An 18,973-nucleotide genomic window follows, 5' to 3' on the forward strand; every position below is an offset into this window, starting at 1 on the left:
TGCGGACGAATGGATTACGAAGCGCTTCATGACAATGCACGAGAAGCCGCAGAGTTTCTAAAAACATTGGGCAATGAATGGCGGCTGATGATTTTATGCTCGTTGGGTGACAGCGAAAAATCGGTTGGCACGCTTGAAAATGAACTGGGCATCAAACAATCCGCATTGTCCCAACATTTGGGACGGTTGCGACGCGACAGGTTGGTAAAAACCCGGCGCGAAGCCCAAACGATCTACTATTCACTGGCAGATCAAAACACCATGACCATCATCGCCGCCCTGCAGGAAACCTTCTGCCCACCAGAAAACACGAAATAGTCGGCGGTCCGTCCGGCGGCACTTGCCCCGACCCGCCGTGTCCCGGCCCGACCAAATCCCTGCCCAAAAATAAAAAACGCGCAAAGGACACCACCTTTGCGCGTTTTGTCGTTCAACTGAGATCGTCAATTCTTATGGGAACAGCTTTTCAACGTTCCAGCCCGCATCGTCGCCGTCGCGGGTGAACAATTTGCGGTCATGCAGGCGGAATTTCCCCTCGGCCCAAAATTCAATCCGATCCGGGACAAGCCGGAACCCGCCCCAATGATCTGGGCGTGTAACCTTGCCCAAACCGAACTTGGCGGTAAATTCGGCCACCCGTTTTTCCAAATCAAACCGGCCACTCATCGGGCGTGATTGGATGGATGCCCAGGCGCCAAGCTGACTGCCCCGCGGGCGGGATGCGAAATACTCATCCGATTCGGCACTATCGACCTTGGCAACCTTGCCTTCAATGCGGACGCACTTTTCAAGCTTTTTCCAATGAAAACAAAGTGCCGCATAGCTGTTTTCAGCAAGCTGGCTGCCCTTGCGGCTTTCATAATTGGTGTAAAAGACAAAGCCACGTTCATCAAAACCCTTAAGCAGGACAATGCGTGCCGATGGTCGACCATCCTTATCCGCCGTGGCCAATGTCATCGCATCGGGATAAGCTTTTTCCGCCTCTTTGGCGTCCTTAAACCACGCGTCGAACATCTCAAATGGGGCATTGTGGGGTTCATGCCCCATTTTTGGCGTATTTTTTTCGTCCATTGGGATCAAGGTTCCTCTGATTGTCCAAAATCTGCTAAATTAAGACAAAGCAGATGACGAACATGGGTGGCAAGTCACGAACATCGTTCGTATATTCAGAGCATATCTGTTGGGACAGGAAAAACAAGATGGGCAGAACAAACATGAAATTTCGTCATATCATCATACCGCTGGTAATGACCGCCTTTATCGCTGGCTGTGCCCAGGATCAAGGTCAGAAACAGACCGCAGGCACCCTGCTGGGTGCCGTTGGTGGTGCCGTTGCCGGTGCGCAGTTTGGTAAAGGCAGCGGCCAGTTGGTCGGTGTTGCACTTGGCACCATGGCTGGCGCGTTCCTTGGCAGTGAAGTCGGCCGTTCGCTTGATAATGCGGACCGCGCGATCATGGCGCAAAGCACGCAGCGTACCCTTGAAACCGCACCGACCGGCCAGACATCAACTTGGCAGAATCCGGATACCGGCGTTCAGGGTACCGTAACCCCGACCCGCACCTACCAGAAACCGCAGACTCAGGAATACTGCCGTGAGTACCAGCAAACCGTCATGATCGGCGGTAAGGAAGAAACGGCATATGGCACCGCGTGCCGTAAAGAAGATGGCGACTGGCAGGTTGTAAATTGATCAGAATTTTCTGATCAAACATCCTAATTTAAAGGCGGTGCGGTCCTTGCGATCTGCACCGCCTTTTTTATATCCCGACAAAGGCATAAATAGCCTTTCTTGTTTTCCCCAAGACGGGCTAGAGTTAGCACGCGCGCAATCGGCGCTATTTTGTTCATCCAACCGGTCAATTCATGCAGGATCCATACAAAATACTTGGCGTAGCCAAAAACGCCACCCAAGACGAAATTAAGAAAGCCTACCGCAAACTGGCGCGCGAACTTCACCCGGACGTCAATCCCGGGGACACCAAGATCGAAGAGCGCTTTAAAAAAGTCTCAAGCGCCTATCATTTGCTCGGTGATGCGGAACGCCGCAAAAAGTTCGACAACGGCATGATCGACGCCGACGGTCGCGAAACCGGCCCATTTGGGCACGGTGGCGGCGGTGCGCGTTCACGTGCTGCTGGCGGTTTCCGTGACAGCGATCCGTTCGGCTTTTCTGGCGCCAACCCCGAAGACATTTTTGACGAAATCTTTGGCAAAAGTGGCCGGGGCCGTGGCGGCCAAGGCGGCGGCTTTGGTGGTTTTGGCGGCGAACGAAAACCGCAAAAGGTCAAAGGTCCGAATATCTCTTACGAGCTGACCCTTGATTTCAAGGAATCCATCCTTGGCACGACCAAGCGGATCAACCTTGCCAGCGGCAAAAGCCTCGAAGTCCGCATCCCACCTGGCAGCGAGGACGAACAAACCCTGCGCCTTAAGGGGCAAGGCATGGCGGGCATGAATGGCGGCGAACCGGGCGATGCCCTGATTAAGCTGCATGTTCATCCCGATAAAACCTTCCGCCGCGAAGGCAATGATCTGCACTGCGATCTTGCCATCACGCTGGCTGAGGCAATTCTGGGTGGCTCCATCGAAGTTCCGATTGTCGATGGCAAGGTCAACATGAAACTGCCTGCCAACGCCAATAGCGGCACCAAACTGCGCCTGCGCGGCAAGGGGGCACCCTATGATCGCAACGCCAAACGCGGCGATCAATATGTGCATCTGACGGTAAAGCTTCCCGATGAACGTGATGATGAACTGGTCGAGTTCATCCGCGATTGGTCGGAAAAGCACCCCTACAGCACCCGATAACGTCCCCAAAAAGCCGGCATCGCGCCGGCTTTTTTTTATGGCACCACCGCCCTTTCCCGTCATGGACATTGCTCTTTAAACGCAACGCTATGCCTGAAATGACGATCTCGTGTTACTATATGATTTAAGGCGTTTTATCGCCCATAACCAAAACAGAAAATCAGCGGACCGGCAGGATGCCCATGGAACAGTTCACCAACCCGGATCAATATCTGATCTGGATTGATCAAGCGATTAACTGGCTTCAGGCCAACGTCCTCGTCGGGCCAGTCCTGATCCAAATTATTGCCTGCGCTGTCGCGGCCATTCCCGCCTTTTTCCTGCGACGCGGCTTCACCGCCCTTTTGGACCTGCTGCAAAGCTGGAAACCGATTTTGCACTATGCCGGGGTGCGTCGGCTGTTCTCGGTTCTACCCTCGCTTGCCTTTCCCGTGGTCTTTGTTCTTTTGGTTTGGTTTATGGACGCCGTTGCCGTTCAAATGGGCCATCCCCACAATTTCATTCGCTTGGTGGCAAGTCTTCTCAACGCATGGATTGTCATTCGTCTGGCCGCAGCAGTTGTTAACAACCCGACCTTGGCGCGCACCATTGCTGCGCTGGCGTGGGGGTTGGCGGCCCTTAACATCGTCGGCTGGCTTGATCCAGCCATCGTGGCGCTTGACAGCCTTTCGATGGAAATCGGCAAGTTCCGCATTTCGGTCTATGGCGTTTTAAAGGCCATCGTGTCGCTTGCTTTATTGCTGTGGATTGCCGCTTTTGCATCGCGCCTGTTTGAACAACGCATCAAAAAGGTCCGCCACCTGACCCCATCGGTTCAGGTGCTGATGACCAAGCTTCTGAAACTTGCGCTGCTGTCGGTGGCGGTTCTGTTTGCCCTTTCAACAATCGGCGTTGATCTAACCGCCCTTGCGGTCTTTGGCGGTGCGGTTGGTGTTGGCATCGGCCTTGGCCTGCAACGCATTGCTGCCAATCTGATCAGCGGCGTGATCTTGTTGCTTGATCGGTCGATCAAGCCCGGCGATGTGATTGCCATTGGTGATACATTTGGCTGGATTCAATCGCTTGGCGCGCGCTACACCGCGGTTCGCACGCGTGATGGCACCGAATTCCTGATCCCCAACGAAGACCTGATCACCACACAGGTCGAAAATTGGAGCCACTCTGACGTTCGACTGCGCCTGAAAGTACCGGTTGGCATTTCTTATAATTGCGATCCGCATTTTGCGATTGAACTCTGCAACGCGGCCGCGGCCAAATGCTCCCGCGTGCAGGAAAACCCCGGCCCGAACACCCTAATGCGTGGCTTTGGGGATAGTTCGGTCGATCTTGAAATCCGGTTCTGGATCACCGATCCGCAAAATGGACGCGGCAACATCATCAGCGAAATTTTGCTCAATGTCTGGGACGCCTTTAAGGAACACAATATCGAAATCCCGTTCCCGCAACGCGACCTGCATCTCAAAAGCACGGATACCGACCTTCGCGTCGAAATGAACAAATCCCCCGCCAAAGACTGATGTCACCAAAACCATTCAGGCTACTGTCAGGTTAAGCCGTCAGATTGCGTGACATACGCAATCAAAGGCACCCTGCATGTTGCACCTCAATTATAATGAAAATGGTTTTCCGACCGCAAAGCTCAGCTTCCGCAAAAAGGGTTTTCTTGACCATTTGCAGATGCGGGCCTGCGCAATTTCCGTGCTATCGCTGTTGGCCGCGGAACGCCCGGAAGTCGAAACTTTCATCGCCAACATTTACGCCGATGCCTATGACGCCGCGATAAAGGTCCAATATGGCAGTCTGATGAGTGTCCGTGACGATGCCGGGCGTATTGTTGCCGCCCTTGGTTTTCGCTCTGCCGGGCACGGGCCGCTTTTCCTCGAGCAATACCTATCTGCGCCAATCGACGTCATCCTTGGCGTACCGCGTCACCAGATTGTTGAAATCGGCAATCTGGCGTCGTCTGGCGGTGGTGCGTCGTCTTTTCTGTTCGCGGCCCTTTCCGCCTATTTGCATCATAACGGCTTTAAACAAGCCGTGGTCACCGGCACCGACAGCCTTGAAAAACGCTTGCGCAAAATGGGCTTAAAGCCCGTGCGCCACGCCAAAGCTGACCCTGCACGGCTGGTTCACCGCCAAAATGCGCAAAACTCTTTGCCATCCTTGGGCTGCGCCTCCGCCGCGAAAAGCACCGATACAAATCCCGAACCCGATTTTGAATGGGGGCGTTACTACGACACTTGCCCGCACGTTCTTTCGGGTTCCGTGGCCTTTGGCTACCGCCGCCTGCAAACAATGCTTGGCGCGGAATACACCCACATGCGCCCGCGACTTTATCCCCATCTTCAACATAATGGCGAAATCTGATCATGTTGTTTGACCGCATCCAATCCCACGTCCCTGACAAAATCGCCCTATGTGAAGGCAGCGATACCGTCACCTACGAAGAGCTGTGCGATTTGATTGACGCGCGCGCTCTTGAATTGGCCGATGTCGATGTCTTGGGCATCGCCCTTGATAACAGCATTGATTGGCTGATCTGGGACCTGGCCGCCCTTAGCGCCAAGACCATTTCTGTCCCGATCCCGCCCTTCTTTACCCCCGATCAGATTAATCACACCATCGCAACGGCGGGCATCACCCATATGCTAACCCCGTCTGGCATCACAGAAACCGGCCAATTGCAATCGGCGGGCATCCCCGATGGAACCGCCAAGATTACTTTTACCTCGGGCACGACCGGCACGCCAAAAGGAGTCTGTCTTCCAGCATCGGCGATGATGAATGTTGCGTCTTCAATCCATCAGATATTGGGCGATGATTTCACACAAACCCATGCCTGTGTGCTTCCTCTGGCGGTGCTTTTGGAAAATGTCGCGGGTGTGTATGCCGGTTTGATGGCGGGATGCACCATCACCCTGACCCCGCTTGAACAATTTGGAAAAAATTATCAAAACCTGCACACAATCTTGGAACAAACGCGCGCCACATCAGTCATTTTGGTGCCCGAAATTCTACGTGCCCTGATGATGCAAGTGATCAAAAATGGTCCCCTGCCCGATCTTAAATTCATCGCGGTTGGCGGATCGCGCGTTGACCCAGCCCTGATCGGCAAAGCCCGCCACATTGGCCTTCCAGTCTATGAAGGATACGGCTTGTCTGAATGTGCGTCCGTGGTTTCGATGAATATTCCCGGCCTTGATCAACCCGGCACCACAGGGCGACTTTTACCCCACATAGACGCCGATATTTCCAACGGCGAAATCATCATCACCAATCCCGGTTTTCTTGGCTATGTGGGGGAACCCCTTACTGGCGACTTCGCCACCGGCGATCTCGGCGAGATTGATGACAACGGCTTTGTCCGTGTCACTGGGCGGCGCAAAAACGTTCTGATCACGTCTTTGGGCCGCAACATCTCGCCCGAATGGCCAGAATCCGCCCTGTTGGCTCAGCCCGGTATTTATCAGGCCATCGTTTTTGGCGACGGCGATCCAAACCTGCACGCATTGATCGTCCCCACAGGGCCAACCGCGGACATCAGTGCTGCGGTTGCAGCGGCCAATACCACTCTGCCCGAATATGCCCAAATCAAACGCACCCGCGTTGTCGCACCTTTTACCGTTGAAAATGGCTGTCTAACAGGCACTGGCCGCCCACGCCGCAATGTCATTTCCAAAATCTACACAGCCCCCCTTTCTGTCCAGGAGGACCCTATGAATTTTTATGATCGCCTTGTCGCCGAAACCGCACAACAGCGCGCTGCTCTGTATCAGGTTCCCCAGCTTGTTGATGGCCTACAAGGGCACATTTCGCGCACCACGTACATCGCCTACCTGACCGAGGCCTTCCACCACGTCAAACATACCGTGCCCTTCCTAATGGCCATGGGATCGCGCCTCCCGGATGAAAAACGCTGGCTGCACAAAGCGGTGATTGAATATCTCGAAGAAGAAGAAGGCCACGAAGAATGGATTCTCAATGATATCGAGGCCGCCGGTGGCAACAAAGATGCAGCGCGCGCCGCAACGCCAAACCTCGAAACCCAACTGATGGTCGCCTATAATTACGATTATATCGCGCGCAAAAACCCGGTCGGCTTCCTTGGCATGGTCTTCATGCTCGAAAGCACCTCAACCCAGATAGCAAGTCAGGGGGCCGATGCGGTGATGACCGGGCTTGATCTGCCCAAATCGGCGTTTACCTATTTATTCTCGCACGGCACCCTTGATCTTGAACACATGAAGTTTTTTGAAAAAACCGTCAATCAGATCACCGATCCTGCTGATCAGGCCGCCATCATCGAAGTCGCGCAAAACGCGTTCCGCCTTTTTGGCAATCTGTTCGCGGCCATCCCCCACGAAGGACAGCGCAAACATGTTGCTTGATGGAAAAATCGTCTTTGTGACGGGGGCGACGGGCGGCATTGGCGTGCCGCTGGTCAAACTGATGCGGGCACGTGGTGCGCATGTCATTGCCTACGACCGCACATCGCAGGGGAATCTGATGGAAAACATCGATACAACCTGCAAAACCTTGCGTGAAAACACGCCAGATATTTTGATCAATCTGGCGGGAATCAACGATTTCAACCGCGCCGAACATCAAAATTATGACGCGCTTGTCACCTTAAACCTGCTGGTCCCCATGCGTTTATGCCAGGCTGTCCTGCCCGCCATGCGCGCACGTGATCACGGACAGATCGTCAATATTGGATCGATGGTCGGGCTGATCCCATTACCCCATGTGACCGGCTACGCTGCCGCCAAATCCGGCCTTAAGGGATTTTCCGATGCGTTGCGTCGTGAACTTCACGGCACCGGCGTCATGGTTCAACATATCGCCCCGCGCGCGGTTCAAACATCGATGAACAGCGGCAAGGCTGGCATCCTTAACAACCGTACCGGCACCACCGAAGATAGCCCGGACAATATCGCGCGCCGGATTGTCGATGCGATTGAGCGCGATGAAACCGATGTGCGCATTGGTTGGCCCGAAAGGTTCTTTGCGATCCTTCATGCGGTTCTGCCGAGAATGGTCGATAAAGGCCTTCGTAAAAATGCCATCATTGGTGAAGAAATTCTCGCGCCGAAAAACGCAAACACAGTGCCCAGAAAGGTCACCATGATTGCACCAAACCAAAATATCGGCCATGACACCGGCCCTCAAACCAGCGCAAGGAGCCACAACACATGAAACTCACCCAATTTATGCTTATCTGCGCGGTTACATTGGGGCTGCCCTTTGGCGCCAATGCCGGGCTGCAACTTGAGGGCGTCAAAGACGGCGTTGCCCAATTACAAACCGAATGGGCCCGCATCAAATACGAAATGACGGACGAAGACGCCCAGCTTGAAGCCATTCACAAACTTGAAGCCAAGGGTCAGGATCTTATAACCCGATATCCAGACACCCCAGAACTCTTGACCTGGCAAGGAATTATCCTCGCCACCGATGCCGGGATTGTTGGCGGCATTTCCGCTCTTGGTAAAGTCGACGATGCCCGTGAATTGTTTAAAAAGTCCATCGCCATTGATTCCGCGGCACTCAATGGATCGGCCTATACGTCCCTTGGCGCACTGTATTATCAGGTCCCGCCCTGGCCGCTTGCGTTTGGCAGCGACGACAAGGCAAAGGAATTTCTGTTGGCCGGATTGGCCCTTAATCCAGACGGGATTGATTCAAACTACTTCTTTGGCGATTTCATGCGTCAAAATGATCAACTCGAAGACGCCAAGGCCTTCTTTGAAAAGGCCCTAAAGGCACCAGATCGCCCGGACCGCCCCACAGCCGATGCTGGACGCCGTGCCGAAATCAAGCAAGCCCTCAAAGAAATCAATCAGGAGCTGGCGGACTAACCGTCTGTTCATACCGCACGAATAAACAAGGCCGGGAAGAACGCTTCCCGGCCTTGTTCATTTTTGATCAAATGTGCCTTGGCCGCATCCCGATATCAGTCGGGAATTTGCGCCATATCCTTGGCATCAACATCCGATGTCGTTTCCGAATGCTCTTTCTCCTCGGCGACTTCGCATTCCTTGTCGTCGGGCTTGGGCGTATCAAGCAAACTTGCGATATCCATGTCCAAAACCGACTGGTTCTTGTCTTCCAGTTCGATCAACTGTTCACGGACGACCCCGGGCCAGCCCGCATCGGTACTGACCACCAACAGCCGGTCATAATCCAAAAACAAACGCAGCCGGTTCATCAGTTCAAACAAGGTAATCCGCGACAAATCGCCTGACAGCAACCAACGATGATGTTCGGATCGATCAATCAGTTTTTCACGCCGAAGGGCCGCCAACGCCCAGTTCAAATCGCGTCCGCCCAGCTTGACCTCACGCATCATGCGGCGATAGGTCGCTGGTTTTTCCGCGTTCTGGAACCGGGTTTGCAGATATTCCAAAACACGCATCACCGCGATCAAACGTTCCATATGGCCCGGCACCGCCCCACTTGGATCAGGGATCAAACCAGCAGCGCGGGCTGCGCGCCATTCAGACCGTCCGGCCGACACATGCGCGCCCAGCATGATCACGATCCAGGTTAAATACATCCACAACAGGAAAATCGGGACAATCGCGACCGCACCGTAAATCGTTTGATAGGTCGGGAAATTGGTAACGTAAAAGGCGAACCCTTTTTTCAGGGTTTCAAACAAGACCGCAGCGACAAGCCCGCCCCAAAAGCCATCCTTGATTTCAACGGAGCGGTTTGGCATGCCAATAAACAGCAACGTAAACGCCACCGTTGATAACAAGAACGGCGCCAAGAACGTCAGTTGTCCGATTTGCTCGCTTAAGGCATCCCCACCGACCATATTGCGCATGGCAAAGATATAAGACGCTAACGACAAACTAAGCCCCAACAAAATCGGACCAACAGTCAAAAGCGTCCAAAACACCACAAGCTTAGACAGCAATTTACGCGGCGTGGTGACGCGGAAAACGTCATTCATCGCCCCTTCGATGGAGATCAGCAACATCACCGCCGTTAAGGCCAGCACAATGGTACCAATCGCGGTCATCTGGCCGGTGTTTTGTAAAAACTTGCCCAAATAATCGGTTACCTGCGCGCCCGATGACGGCAGGAAGTTATTTAGGACAACATTCATGATTTGATCTTTAAACTGATCAAACACCGGAAACGCGGAAAGAACGTTCAACGCCACCGCAAGAAACGGCACCATGGCAAGAAGGGTCGTATAGGATAAACCAGCCGAGCGCTGAATGGCTTCATCATGAATAAAACGCATCAGCGCATAGCGCCAAAAGCCCATACGATCTTTGATCAATTTCTTTATTTCGACCATTAAAGGCTTATCCCCGCGCATTTTCCGGTTATAATGAAACTGACTAACACGATAGCGTGCCCGCACACGTTATAACAGGCCAGATTGACCTTGGCCTTGCTTTGTGTAGGATGCGCCCAATTACTAATAGCTCCTGTTACGGTTGCGGCTTTGCTTAAATCGCCCTACCAGACTGAGAGAGATCGTGGAACGAGAGGAAAAATGAGCCTGTCCACCGAAAACATTTCGGGCCTTATGGCCGGTAAGCGCGGCCTGATCATGGGCGTTGCGAACGATAAATCGATTGCCTGGGGTATTGCACGCGCCGCCGGTGCTGCTGGCGCCGAGCTTGCCTTTACCTTCCAAGGTGAAGCACTTGAAAAGCGTGTTCGTCCTTTGGCGGAGTCGGTCGGCAGCGATATCATCCTGCCCTGTGACGTCACCAATGCAGAAAGCATCGACGCTGTTTTTAAAACGCTCGAAGAAAAATGGGGCAAGCTGGACTTTGTCGTGCATGCCATCGGCTTTTCTGACAAGAACGAGCTGCGCGGTCGCTATGTCGATACGTCGCCTGAAAACTTTGCGATGTCGATGAACATTTCGGTTTATTCCTTTACCGCTGTTGCACAGCGCGCGGAAAAACTGATGACCGATGGTGGATCGCTTTTGACCCTGTCCTATTACGGGGCCGAAAAAGTCATGCCGCATTACAACGTTATGGGTGTCGCCAAAGCTGCCCTTGAAGCCAGCGTAAAATACCTCGCCAATGACCTTGGCCCGGATGGTATCCGCGTCAATGCGATTTCGGCTGGTCCGATGAAAACTCTTGCCGCTTCGGGCATTGGCGATTTCCGCTATATCCTGAAATGGAACGAATACAACTCACCGATGCGCCGCAACGTCACCCTTGATGATGTTGGTGGTTCGGGTCTGTATTTCCTGTCGGATCTGTCGACCGGTGTCACCGGCGAAACCCATCATGTCGATTGCGGTTATCATACCGTTGGCATGAAACAGGCCGATGCACCTGACATCAATGTTCAGAAATCCTGATCTGAACATGATACGATTTCACGGGCTGCCTTTCGGGGCAGCCCGTTTGTCTCTTTAGCCGATTTTGTTTCCTTAAAATTCTGGATTTTCGCTTATGGCTGGCAACAGTTTTGGAACGCTTTTTCGCTTCACCACCTTTGGCGAAAGCCACGGGCCGGCCATTGGCTGTGTGGTGGATGGTGTGCCGCCGCTGCTCGACATAAGCGAAGCCGACATTCAAGAATTCCTTGAAAAACGCAAACCCGGTCAGTCGCGCTTTACCACCCAGCGCCGCGAACCTGATCAGGTCAAAATCCTGTCAGGCGTGTTCGAAGGCAAAACAACCGGCACCCCGATCGGGCTTCTGATTGAAAATGTCGATCAGCGCTCCAAGGATTACGGCGAAATTAAAAACCAATTCCGCCCCGGCCATGCCGATTACACCTATTGGGAAAAATACGGCACGCGCGATTATCGCGGCGGCGGTCGTTCATCTGCACGTGAAACCGCCATGCGGGTTGCCGCCGGTGCGATTGCGCGCAAAATCCTTGGCGATGACATCAAAATTCGTGCGGCCTTGGTCAAAATGGGCACCAAGGAAATCACCCGCGATAATTGGGATTGGGACGAAGTTGATAAAAATCCGTTCTTCTGCCCGGACCCAGAAGCTGTTCCAGTCTTCGAAGAATATCTTGATGGCCTGCGCAAGGATGGCTCATCGGTTGGTGCCGTGATCGAAGTTGTCTGCTCTGGCGTTCCGGTTGGTTTGGGCGATCCGGTCTATGACAAACTTGATGCCGATCTGGCCAAGGCCATGATGACCATCAATGCGGTCAAGGGTGTTGAAATCGGCAATGGCTTTGAGTCTGCCGAATTCACCGGCATTGATAATGCCGATGAAATGCGCCTTGGCGATGATGGCAAGCCTGTCTTTGGCTCGAACCATGCAGGGGGCATTTTGGGCGGCATTTCATCCGGCCAGGATATTATTGTCCGCTTTGCGGTGAAACCAACCAGCTCGATCCTCACCCCGCGCAAAAGCATGGATATTTTCGGCAAGGAAGTCGATGTCGTCACCAAGGGGCGCCATGACCCATGTGTTGGCATTCGCGGCGTCCCGGTTGGCGAAGCCATGGCCGCCATCGTTCTGGCCGACCACCTGTTGCGTCACCGCGCACAGTGCGAAGGCTGGAACGTGAACAAACACTTCCCAAGCTAAGCCCAAAGCAGGCTGTAAATCGGGCCAACGATCAGGGCAAAGATTGCACATCGGCAGTGCCTTTAACTCTGCCAACAGCCGATCCCATCTTGATCGTTCGATTTCCCGTCACAAACGGGTTTGTGCCACGTCGTCATGGCATGAACCCAATATTACTCAAAACCCTGCTCTCAATGGCATCCAACAATGCGCAGGCCTCGGCCAGCAGCAAGAAAACGGGCATGGATGCCCAAATGCGCGCGCGCACCGTCCTTTATCCGGACGAACCGGTCGATTTGCCACGCTGGGGCATCGCCGCCATGCCCTCAATGATCTTGGGCGCAGCACCGCAAACCTGCCTGTTTGTCAAGAATCTGACAGTCACCCCCGCCGACCCGGATGGCGACAGTGGGGGCAAAAACAGCCCGGCGACACCTTCCCCATCCCCAACATCAACCGCATCCACCGGCTCATCTGGCACCGCCGGTGACAGCGCAGCAACGCCAGCATCAGACACCGTATCCTTCTCGCTGTCGCTTGAAAGCCCACCTGAAACGCAAAGCGGCCTAAGCGCGCGGCAAATTACCTGGCAACTTTCCATGCCGGTGGCGGGTTATCGCGACATTAAAACCAGCGCCAACAGCGACAGTGTGCGCGCACCTGTCATCCGCACCCTAATGCAGTTGCGCGGGATTAACCGCGATGTTGAAATCGGCCTTTTGGAAATGGGTGGCATCGATCAACCGCTTTTGATTGGCCAAGACACACTCGGCGACCAATTCCTGATCCGCCCGGACCGCGCACCAAAAGAAACCCCGCACCAATCCCCCTCTGCAACCGTGGCCCCTGCCGATTCTGAAGACGCAGAAACTTCAGATAATGCAAATGCCACAAAGGACGCCCCAAAAGCTCAATCTGATACGAACAAGCAACAGGACAACGGCGCAGCGACCCCGGCCACAGACACGCCCGCCACAACCCCATCAACACCAGAAAAGGCCGACGATACCCCAGCAGAAAAACCTGAAACGCAGCCAGCACCAACGGCTCCGACCGATCAGAAAACCGCTGCTCCTGCTGATGTCACCCCCCAACCACAGCCGGAGCCAAAGCAAGACCAAACGCAGCCCACACCGGCGTCGCCTGCCGCCCCGCAACCAACATCAACATTAACACCGACGCCGACACCGACGCCTCCGGCAGAGCCGTCACCACAAAACGCGCCAACTGCGCCAGCCACGAATACAACACCGGCAGCGACAATAACGCCAACCCCAGCAGCAGCGCCTGCGACAACAGATGCGTCATCGACGCAGACTCCTGCGGCAGTCGTCACACCGGCTCAACCACAAGCGCAGACCACCCCCCCGTCAGAACCAAAACCGGAAAACACCTAACCACCCCCTGTCATCATGACGGACGACATCACGCACGACGTATGTACCAAAAATTGCTGCCGCTGCATTTTTGGCGGTTTGGCAACGCTTTGTGCTGCTCGGCGGCGCTAAGAATGTCGGCTAAAACCGATGTATTTTTGCTTGAAAAAGCGGCTGTCTCTTGATAATGTTAACAAAGTTAACATAAGAAAATAGAGATACGAGCCTATGGCGAAATACCACCACGGTGACGTCCGCAATGTCCTACTTCAAAAAGCCGAAACCATCCTGACGGACGAAGGGCCAACCGGCCTTTCCTTACGGCGCTTGGCGCGCATGACTGGCGTTTCCGAAGCAGCACCCTATCGGCATTTTGACGGTAAGGATGGCATTTTAGCGGCAGTGGCCATTTCCGCCTTCGAACGCTTTGCCCAAAAGCTTGAAGATGTCGCTGCCACGGTCACCAAGCACGAAGACCGCATCATGGCGCTTGGCACGGCCTATGTTGGCTTTGCCATCGAAAACCCCCAGCATTTCCGCCTGATCTTTGGCCGCGAACGCCCACCGCTGGATCAATATCCCGAACTGCGTGACGCCGCTGACAATGCCTTTGATGTGGTGCAACGTGCCGTCACCTCGGTCGACCGCAAGGCCGACATGACGTTAAGCCAGGCCGCGACCGCCTATAACCGCGCCCTCGCCGCTTGGAGCCGTGCGCACGGCATCGCCATGCTGGTGATTGACGGCATGATCGTCCCACCCGCTGACATTAATCTTGATGATTTTGTGCTGGGTCTTCTGGCCGAGGATTTAAACCACCCGGAACCTGCGTGATCGCAAAGCGCTTGTTCTGCGTAAAGCCACGTAAACTCACGTAAAGTCGCTCAAACAAACTAAACGCCAACACCGGCATTGATCGTTGCCCTTAAACCGGATCTTGAAACGCCATGGAATATTCCGCTGTTAAGCTTGTGCACCTGTTGGGGGTGATTTTGTTTTTGGGCAACATTATTGTCTCTGCCCTTTGGAAAATTCAGGCTGACAAAACCAAAAACCCGGTCGTGATCGCGTTTGCTTGCCGTCTGGTCAACATGACCGATTTGGCCTTCACCGCCTTGGGCGGGGCCTTGATCACCATCGGCGGGATCGGCCTGTTTCATGCGACCGGCATTGCCATTTCCGATGCCCCGCATCTTACCATCGGCATCAGCTTGTTTGGTATGGCAGCCGCCCTGTGGCTAATCGGCTTGGTCCCGCTTCAGCTTTACATGTCAAAGCTCGCCGCCCAAACCGTCGCCAGCAATGCCGATGAAATGCCCGGCACCTATGATAAATGCCGCAAACTTTGGGGCCTGATCGGCCTGATCGCCATCGTCCTGCCACTGGGCGCACTCTATTTCATGATTTTCCGCTAAGCCACTTGGCACCGGGTCCCGGATAAATCTCGCAACACGGGCGCACTACGACTGCCTCAAAGCTTCCACCATGTGAAAAGCCGCTTTATCTGATTGCCCGCCCTTCGGCCCAGCCCCTAAGATGCTGCCAGATCATCTCGCCATAGCGCTCATACCGTCTTACCGCCCCGGAGGCCCAACATGCTGACCATCAAACGCCTATCCATCGACGATGCGTATATTTTGATTGAAGGTGCACGCAAACGCGCCACCGAAATCGGCGTACCGATGTGCATCGCGATCACCGATGAGTCCGGGGTTTTGATTGCGTTTGAACGCATGGATGGCGGCAAAGTCACCAGCACGACCATTGCGCAGGATAAATCCTTCACCGCGTCCGGCGCACGCAAAGGCACCCATGAATATGCCGCCGCCGCCCAGCCGGGCAAACCGGCTTATGGTATTGATTCAGAAATTGGCGGCCGCCTGTCCATCGTTGCCGGCGGTCTTCCGGTCTTTGTTAATGGGGAATGCGTTGGCGGCATCGGGGTCAGTTCCGGCACCCCGCCGCAGGACCAAGATTGCGCACAGGCAGGCATTGACTTCTTACTAAACAGAATCAAAAGTTCCGTGTCTCAATGATTGTGCCTCAAATTAATTTGAGCTGCTCTGCCATCAACTAATGCGGAAAGTATTTAGTCTGAACAAGTATTTTTTTTGCAACAACTCGCAGAAGGAAAAAACTCATCAGAAACATAGGAACAAACATTGACAATGAATAACGCCCAATCCCAACTCCCAGCAAAGAAATCAACAAGAAGTTTCCGTTTACCATCAGACTCATAATCAAGGGTATAACCAAATCTCGGTGAATATTTCTTTTTTTCACAAAACAAATTAATTGAACAGCCAACAAAAGACTAGCCCCCATCCAAACAAATAATGCAGATGGATAGGCGATATAAGAGAAAAATCTTGGCTCTAAAACCCTTGGAACTGCGGCATTATTCTCATTAAACGGAAGAGGAGATTTTCTTTCTATAAATGAATTAGAAACTGCAACAAAAGGAGAAAAACTACTTGAGAATGGCTGCCATAAACCAGAGAAGTGTCTTGCAGTTAGGCCAATATACCCTATGGGATTTCTTTTCAACCTTGCCAGCCCCACGTCGAAGATAACTTCATTTAAGTTATCTTCCGAGAGGCCCGGGTATTTGGTTAGCATATTTGAAATATAACGATACTGAAAATACACTTCATAGTTTCGCAGAAGAAAAGCTGACACACCAGGATTAACAAACACCGCCTCATCGAGAAGATTGCGCACAGAGATAGCGTTAGCCTCCAAGTCATTCCATAGTTTTCCGTGCAAGCTTTCTTTCGGGAACGGCGCCTCACCGGCTGAGATTAAAGCCGACTTAGCAAAAAGATGCCTAGAAGCTAATGAGCTGTCTGATACACCATGCACTGAGTAGTGAATAGCTTTGCCCGCCGCAAAAACCATTAAAGCGACGACCAGTGAGCTAATAAGAAAATTTCGGCCAGTTCTATCGCCCCGATCAAAGACATAAAAGTAAGTTAATGGAATCATTGGAAAAAAAGAAAATCCTACGGGACGCAACATCACGGACGCCCCAACCATCGCACCTAGCATAAGCCAAGCGAGCATACTCTGAGGACTTCGCACCAACGCCAACAGAGCTGCGCATATCAGTATTGTGAAGCTGAGAAATAGTGAGTCCGTGAGGACAGCGATGTGGAAATGCCAAAAAAAAGGATTTAGGAATAGAACCAGTGCCAACAGTGGAAGTACGCTCTTAAACCCGCCAGCTAAAAGCTCCCTCATCAAAATTAGAGAAGAGAGCGAGAACACAAGAATCTGAAAAATGGAAACATAATAAATGTCACCTAACAGATAAAGAACAGAAGATATAATTAAAGGATAAAGCGGAGTTCTAGAGGACGAGAAGTTAATATAACTAGACGAGTCTGGTTCTATAACAGGCGCTAGGGGAGCATAAAAACAGGAGAACAGAAAAAACAATACGGATATAAGGTATAAAATATTTTTGGATTGTATAATTTTCATTTCATCATCCTGAACATTTCCGCCCGCCAATCAGAAACTCGACATTGCCCTCTGGCCCTGTAATCGGGCTTGTCGCAATACCCAAAACGCCCCAACCGGGCAGATTGGCCAGCCAGTCGGAAATCGTATCGCAGACTTCCTGATGCAGTTCGGGTTCGCGCACGACACCCTTTTTGCCAACACGTTCCTTGCCGACTTCAAATTGCGGCTTGATCAACGCAATCACATAGCCACCCGGCTTCACCCGATCCAAACTTGCCGGAAGCACGGTTCGCAGGCCAATAAAGCTGGCATCACAAACAACGATATCAATCGGGTCGGGAATATCTTCTTCGGTTAGATGGCGTGCATTGGTCTTTTCCATGACAACAACGCGGTCATCATTGCGCAACTTCCAATCAAGCTGCCCCTGCCCGACATCGACGGCAAAAACCTTGGCCGCGCCATTTTGCAGCAACACATCGGTAAAACCGCCAGTCGACGCGCCAACATCCACGCCAATGAACCCGGTGACATCAAGCTCGAAATGCGCCAAACCCTTTTCAAGCTTCAACCCACCGCGTGAAACCCACGGGTGCGGTTGCCCGCGCAACGTCACGGCAATGTCTTCCTTGCACTGCATGCCCGGCTTATCAAGCCGCTGCTCACCGCTATAGACATTCCCTGCCATAATAAAGGCTTGCGCCTTGGACCGGCTTTCCACCAATCCACGTTCCACAAGCAACTGATCTAAACGTTTTTTTGCCATCCGCGGTTTTTAGCGCAAAGACGATGAAAAATCACCCTTGGTTTGAGCAAATTTTGGTATTACCCCGCCAGCGGCTCCAGATAGCCTCGCGGGACGATTGCCAAAAGGTCGTTTAAGGCTTCGCCTTGAACGGCGACGTGCTGGCGCATCAGGCGTCCGGCGGTGTCGGCATCCCCGGTCGAAATGGCATTTAAGATGTCTTCATGCTCTGAGTTTGATGTCTTAACGCGCCCCGGACGATGAAGCTGCAAGCGGCGATACGGCGCCAGTCGGTTACGCACCGTCTTGGTTTGGCGCTCCAAAAAGCTGTTGCGGCACCCTGCATAGATCGCCTCGTGGAAGCTGACATTGGCTTCGTAATAGGCATCCGCATCTGAATGCTCCTGAAGCGCATCGCATTCCCCCGCAAGCGCAATCAGGTTTTCAATATCCGCACGTGGCATCCGACGTGCGGCCAAGCGCGCGCACATGGCTTCCAATTCGGCCATGACTTCGAACATTTCGATCAACTCGCCCACCGTGATCGACGCAACGATCGTGCCCCGGCGTGGCATGGTCGCGACCAATCCCGACCCGGCCAATGTCTGTAAAGCTTCACGCACGGGGGTGCGCGATACGCCGAACCGTTCGCTTAACGAACGCTCATCCAGTTTGTCGCCGGGCTTAAGCACACCGGTAACAATATCGCGCTCTAGCTTTTGCACCAGATCGTTTGCAAGCTTTCCGTTCTGCGCCATCAAAGCCCTCATTGAACAACCGTTAACTGGTATACCAGATCACATATTTTGGTACTAATCAAAGCCTTTTGCTGGGTGCTTTGCAGCGTTTTTGTGCTGCGACGCAAAAGTTATTTCGCAGTTTTCCGGCTTTTCGGCCAAAACACTCTGACGTGCGTTTGTGGCACTGCGAAATGAACCTGTGGTATACAAAATTGCATAGACAGGATGCCAGAAATCTGTAACGCTTTCTTCCAATGCACAAATTGCATCAATAAAAAGACGCGCAAAAGCCGCGATAAAGTGCATCAAAACGCATG

General features: G+C 53.1%; 20 protein-coding genes. 14 read left to right on the forward strand and 6 right to left on the reverse strand.

Translation table 11 applies throughout. The features are described from left to right. Positions 1 to 9: 9 nt before the first annotated feature. Entirely contained in the window at positions 10 to 318 is a 309-nt protein-coding gene (locus tag HCZ99_RS19040) for an ArsR/SmtB family transcription factor (protein ID WP_167448605.1), read from the forward strand. 132 nt (positions 319 to 450) lie between these two features. Here HCZ99_RS19040 and pdxH read toward each other — a convergent pair whose 3' ends face one another. Continuing rightward, entirely contained in the window at positions 451 to 1,071 is a 621-nt protein-coding gene (gene pdxH / locus HCZ99_RS19045; RefSeq protein ID WP_167448606.1) for a pyridoxamine 5'-phosphate oxidase, read from the reverse strand. Positions 1,072 to 1,214: 143 nt separating this feature from the next. Between pdxH and HCZ99_RS19050 the strand changes: the two genes are divergently transcribed. From HCZ99_RS19050 to HCZ99_RS19080, 7 genes are all read left to right on the forward strand, one after another. Continuing rightward, positions 1,215 to 1,691 (forward strand): RT0821/Lpp0805 family surface protein, encoded by a 477-nt coding sequence (locus HCZ99_RS19050; RefSeq protein ID WP_167448607.1) that lies wholly within the window; start codon positions 1,215 to 1,217, stop codon positions 1,689 to 1,691. Between the two features lie 173 nt (positions 1,692 to 1,864). Continuing rightward, positions 1,865 to 2,809 (forward strand): DnaJ C-terminal domain-containing protein, encoded by a 945-nt coding sequence (locus HCZ99_RS19055; RefSeq protein WP_167448608.1) that lies wholly within the window; start codon positions 1,865 to 1,867, stop codon positions 2,807 to 2,809. 182 nt (positions 2,810 to 2,991) lie between these two features. Beyond that, entirely contained in the window at positions 2,992 to 4,326 is a 1,335-nt protein-coding gene (locus HCZ99_RS19060) for a mechanosensitive ion channel family protein (protein WP_167448609.1), read from the forward strand. 76 nt (positions 4,327 to 4,402) lie between these two features. Then, positions 4,403 to 5,176, forward strand: coding sequence for a thermostable hemolysin (locus HCZ99_RS19065; RefSeq protein ID WP_167448610.1), 774 nt, complete (start codon positions 4,403 to 4,405; stop codon positions 5,174 to 5,176). Between the two features lie 2 nt (positions 5,177 to 5,178). Further along, on the forward strand, positions 5,179 to 7,197 hold the full coding sequence (locus tag HCZ99_RS19070; RefSeq protein ID WP_167448611.1) for an AMP-binding protein: 2,019 nt from the start codon (positions 5,179 to 5,181) through the stop codon (positions 7,195 to 7,197). Continuing rightward, positions 7,187 to 8,005, forward strand: a complete 819-nt coding sequence (locus HCZ99_RS19075) for an SDR family NAD(P)-dependent oxidoreductase (protein ID WP_167448612.1) — start codon at positions 7,187 to 7,189, stop codon at positions 8,003 to 8,005. Before HCZ99_RS19070 ends, HCZ99_RS19075 begins: the two co-directional genes overlap by 11 nt. Then, positions 8,002 to 8,667: a tetratricopeptide repeat protein gene (locus tag HCZ99_RS19080; protein ID WP_167448613.1), complete on the forward strand. Its 666-nt coding sequence runs from the start codon at positions 8,002 to 8,004 to the stop codon at positions 8,665 to 8,667. The genes HCZ99_RS19075 and HCZ99_RS19080 overlap by 4 nt, the downstream gene beginning before the upstream one ends. Positions 8,668 to 8,762: 95 nt before the next feature. On the opposite strand, the gene HCZ99_RS19085 is transcribed toward HCZ99_RS19080, so the two are convergent. Continuing rightward, positions 8,763 to 10,121, reverse strand: a complete 1,359-nt coding sequence (locus tag HCZ99_RS19085; protein ID WP_167448614.1) for a YihY family inner membrane protein — start codon at positions 10,119 to 10,121, stop codon at positions 8,763 to 8,765. Between the two features lie 201 nt (positions 10,122 to 10,322). Between HCZ99_RS19085 and fabI the strand changes: the two genes are divergently transcribed. The 6 genes from fabI to HCZ99_RS19115 all read left to right on the forward strand — a co-directional run bounded on the left by fabI (position 10,323) and on the right by HCZ99_RS19115 (position 15,742). Beyond that, positions 10,323 to 11,153: an enoyl-ACP reductase FabI gene (gene fabI, locus HCZ99_RS19090; RefSeq protein WP_167448615.1), complete on the forward strand. Its 831-nt coding sequence runs from the start codon at positions 10,323 to 10,325 to the stop codon at positions 11,151 to 11,153. Between the two features lie 94 nt (positions 11,154 to 11,247). Next, complete coding sequence (gene aroC / locus HCZ99_RS19095; RefSeq protein WP_167448616.1) at positions 11,248 to 12,351, forward strand: chorismate synthase; 1,104 nt, start codon at positions 11,248 to 11,250, stop codon at positions 12,349 to 12,351. A 140-nt stretch (positions 12,352 to 12,491) separates the two neighbouring features. Next, positions 12,492 to 13,727 carry a hypothetical protein gene (locus tag HCZ99_RS19100; protein WP_167448617.1) on the forward strand — a complete coding sequence of 412 codons (1,236 nt, stop codon included), beginning with the start codon at positions 12,492 to 12,494 and terminating at the stop codon, positions 13,725 to 13,727. Between the two features lie 207 nt (positions 13,728 to 13,934). Then, entirely contained in the window at positions 13,935 to 14,540 is a 606-nt protein-coding gene (locus tag HCZ99_RS19105) for a TetR/AcrR family transcriptional regulator (protein WP_167448618.1), read from the forward strand. 113 nt (positions 14,541 to 14,653) lie between these two features. Next, positions 14,654 to 15,121: a DUF2269 family protein gene (locus HCZ99_RS19110; protein WP_167448619.1), complete on the forward strand. Its 468-nt coding sequence runs from the start codon at positions 14,654 to 14,656 to the stop codon at positions 15,119 to 15,121. 180 nt (positions 15,122 to 15,301) lie between these two features. Next, positions 15,302 to 15,742, forward strand: a complete 441-nt coding sequence (locus HCZ99_RS19115; protein WP_167448620.1) for a GlcG/HbpS family heme-binding protein — start codon at positions 15,302 to 15,304, stop codon at positions 15,740 to 15,742. A 37-nt stretch (positions 15,743 to 15,779) separates the two neighbouring features. Here HCZ99_RS19115 and HCZ99_RS19120 read toward each other — a convergent pair whose 3' ends face one another. Genes HCZ99_RS19120 through HCZ99_RS19135 form a run of 4 tightly spaced genes read right to left on the reverse strand, consistent with a single transcriptional unit; the run spans position 15,780 to position 18,962 of the window. Then, positions 15,780 to 17,189, reverse strand: coding sequence for a hypothetical protein (locus HCZ99_RS19120; RefSeq protein WP_167448621.1), 1,410 nt, complete (start codon positions 17,187 to 17,189; stop codon positions 15,780 to 15,782). A 4-nt stretch (positions 17,190 to 17,193) separates the two neighbouring features. Next, positions 17,194 to 17,937, reverse strand: coding sequence for a TlyA family RNA methyltransferase (locus HCZ99_RS19125; protein ID WP_167448622.1), 744 nt, complete (start codon positions 17,935 to 17,937; stop codon positions 17,194 to 17,196). Positions 17,938 to 17,996: 59 nt separating this feature from the next. Beyond that, entirely contained in the window at positions 17,997 to 18,674 is a 678-nt protein-coding gene (locus HCZ99_RS19130) for a GntR family transcriptional regulator (RefSeq protein ID WP_167448623.1), read from the reverse strand. A gap of 54 nt (positions 18,675 to 18,728) precedes the next feature. Then, positions 18,729 to 18,962 carry a hypothetical protein gene (locus HCZ99_RS19135; RefSeq protein WP_167448624.1) on the reverse strand — a complete coding sequence of 78 codons (234 nt, stop codon included), beginning with the start codon at positions 18,960 to 18,962 and terminating at the stop codon, positions 18,729 to 18,731. Positions 18,963 to 18,973: the final 11 nt, after the last annotated feature.

The organism is Thalassospira lucentensis (assembly GCF_011806425.1).
Taxonomy (GTDB): domain Bacteria; phylum Pseudomonadota; class Alphaproteobacteria; order Rhodospirillales; family Thalassospiraceae; genus Thalassospira; species Thalassospira lucentensis_B.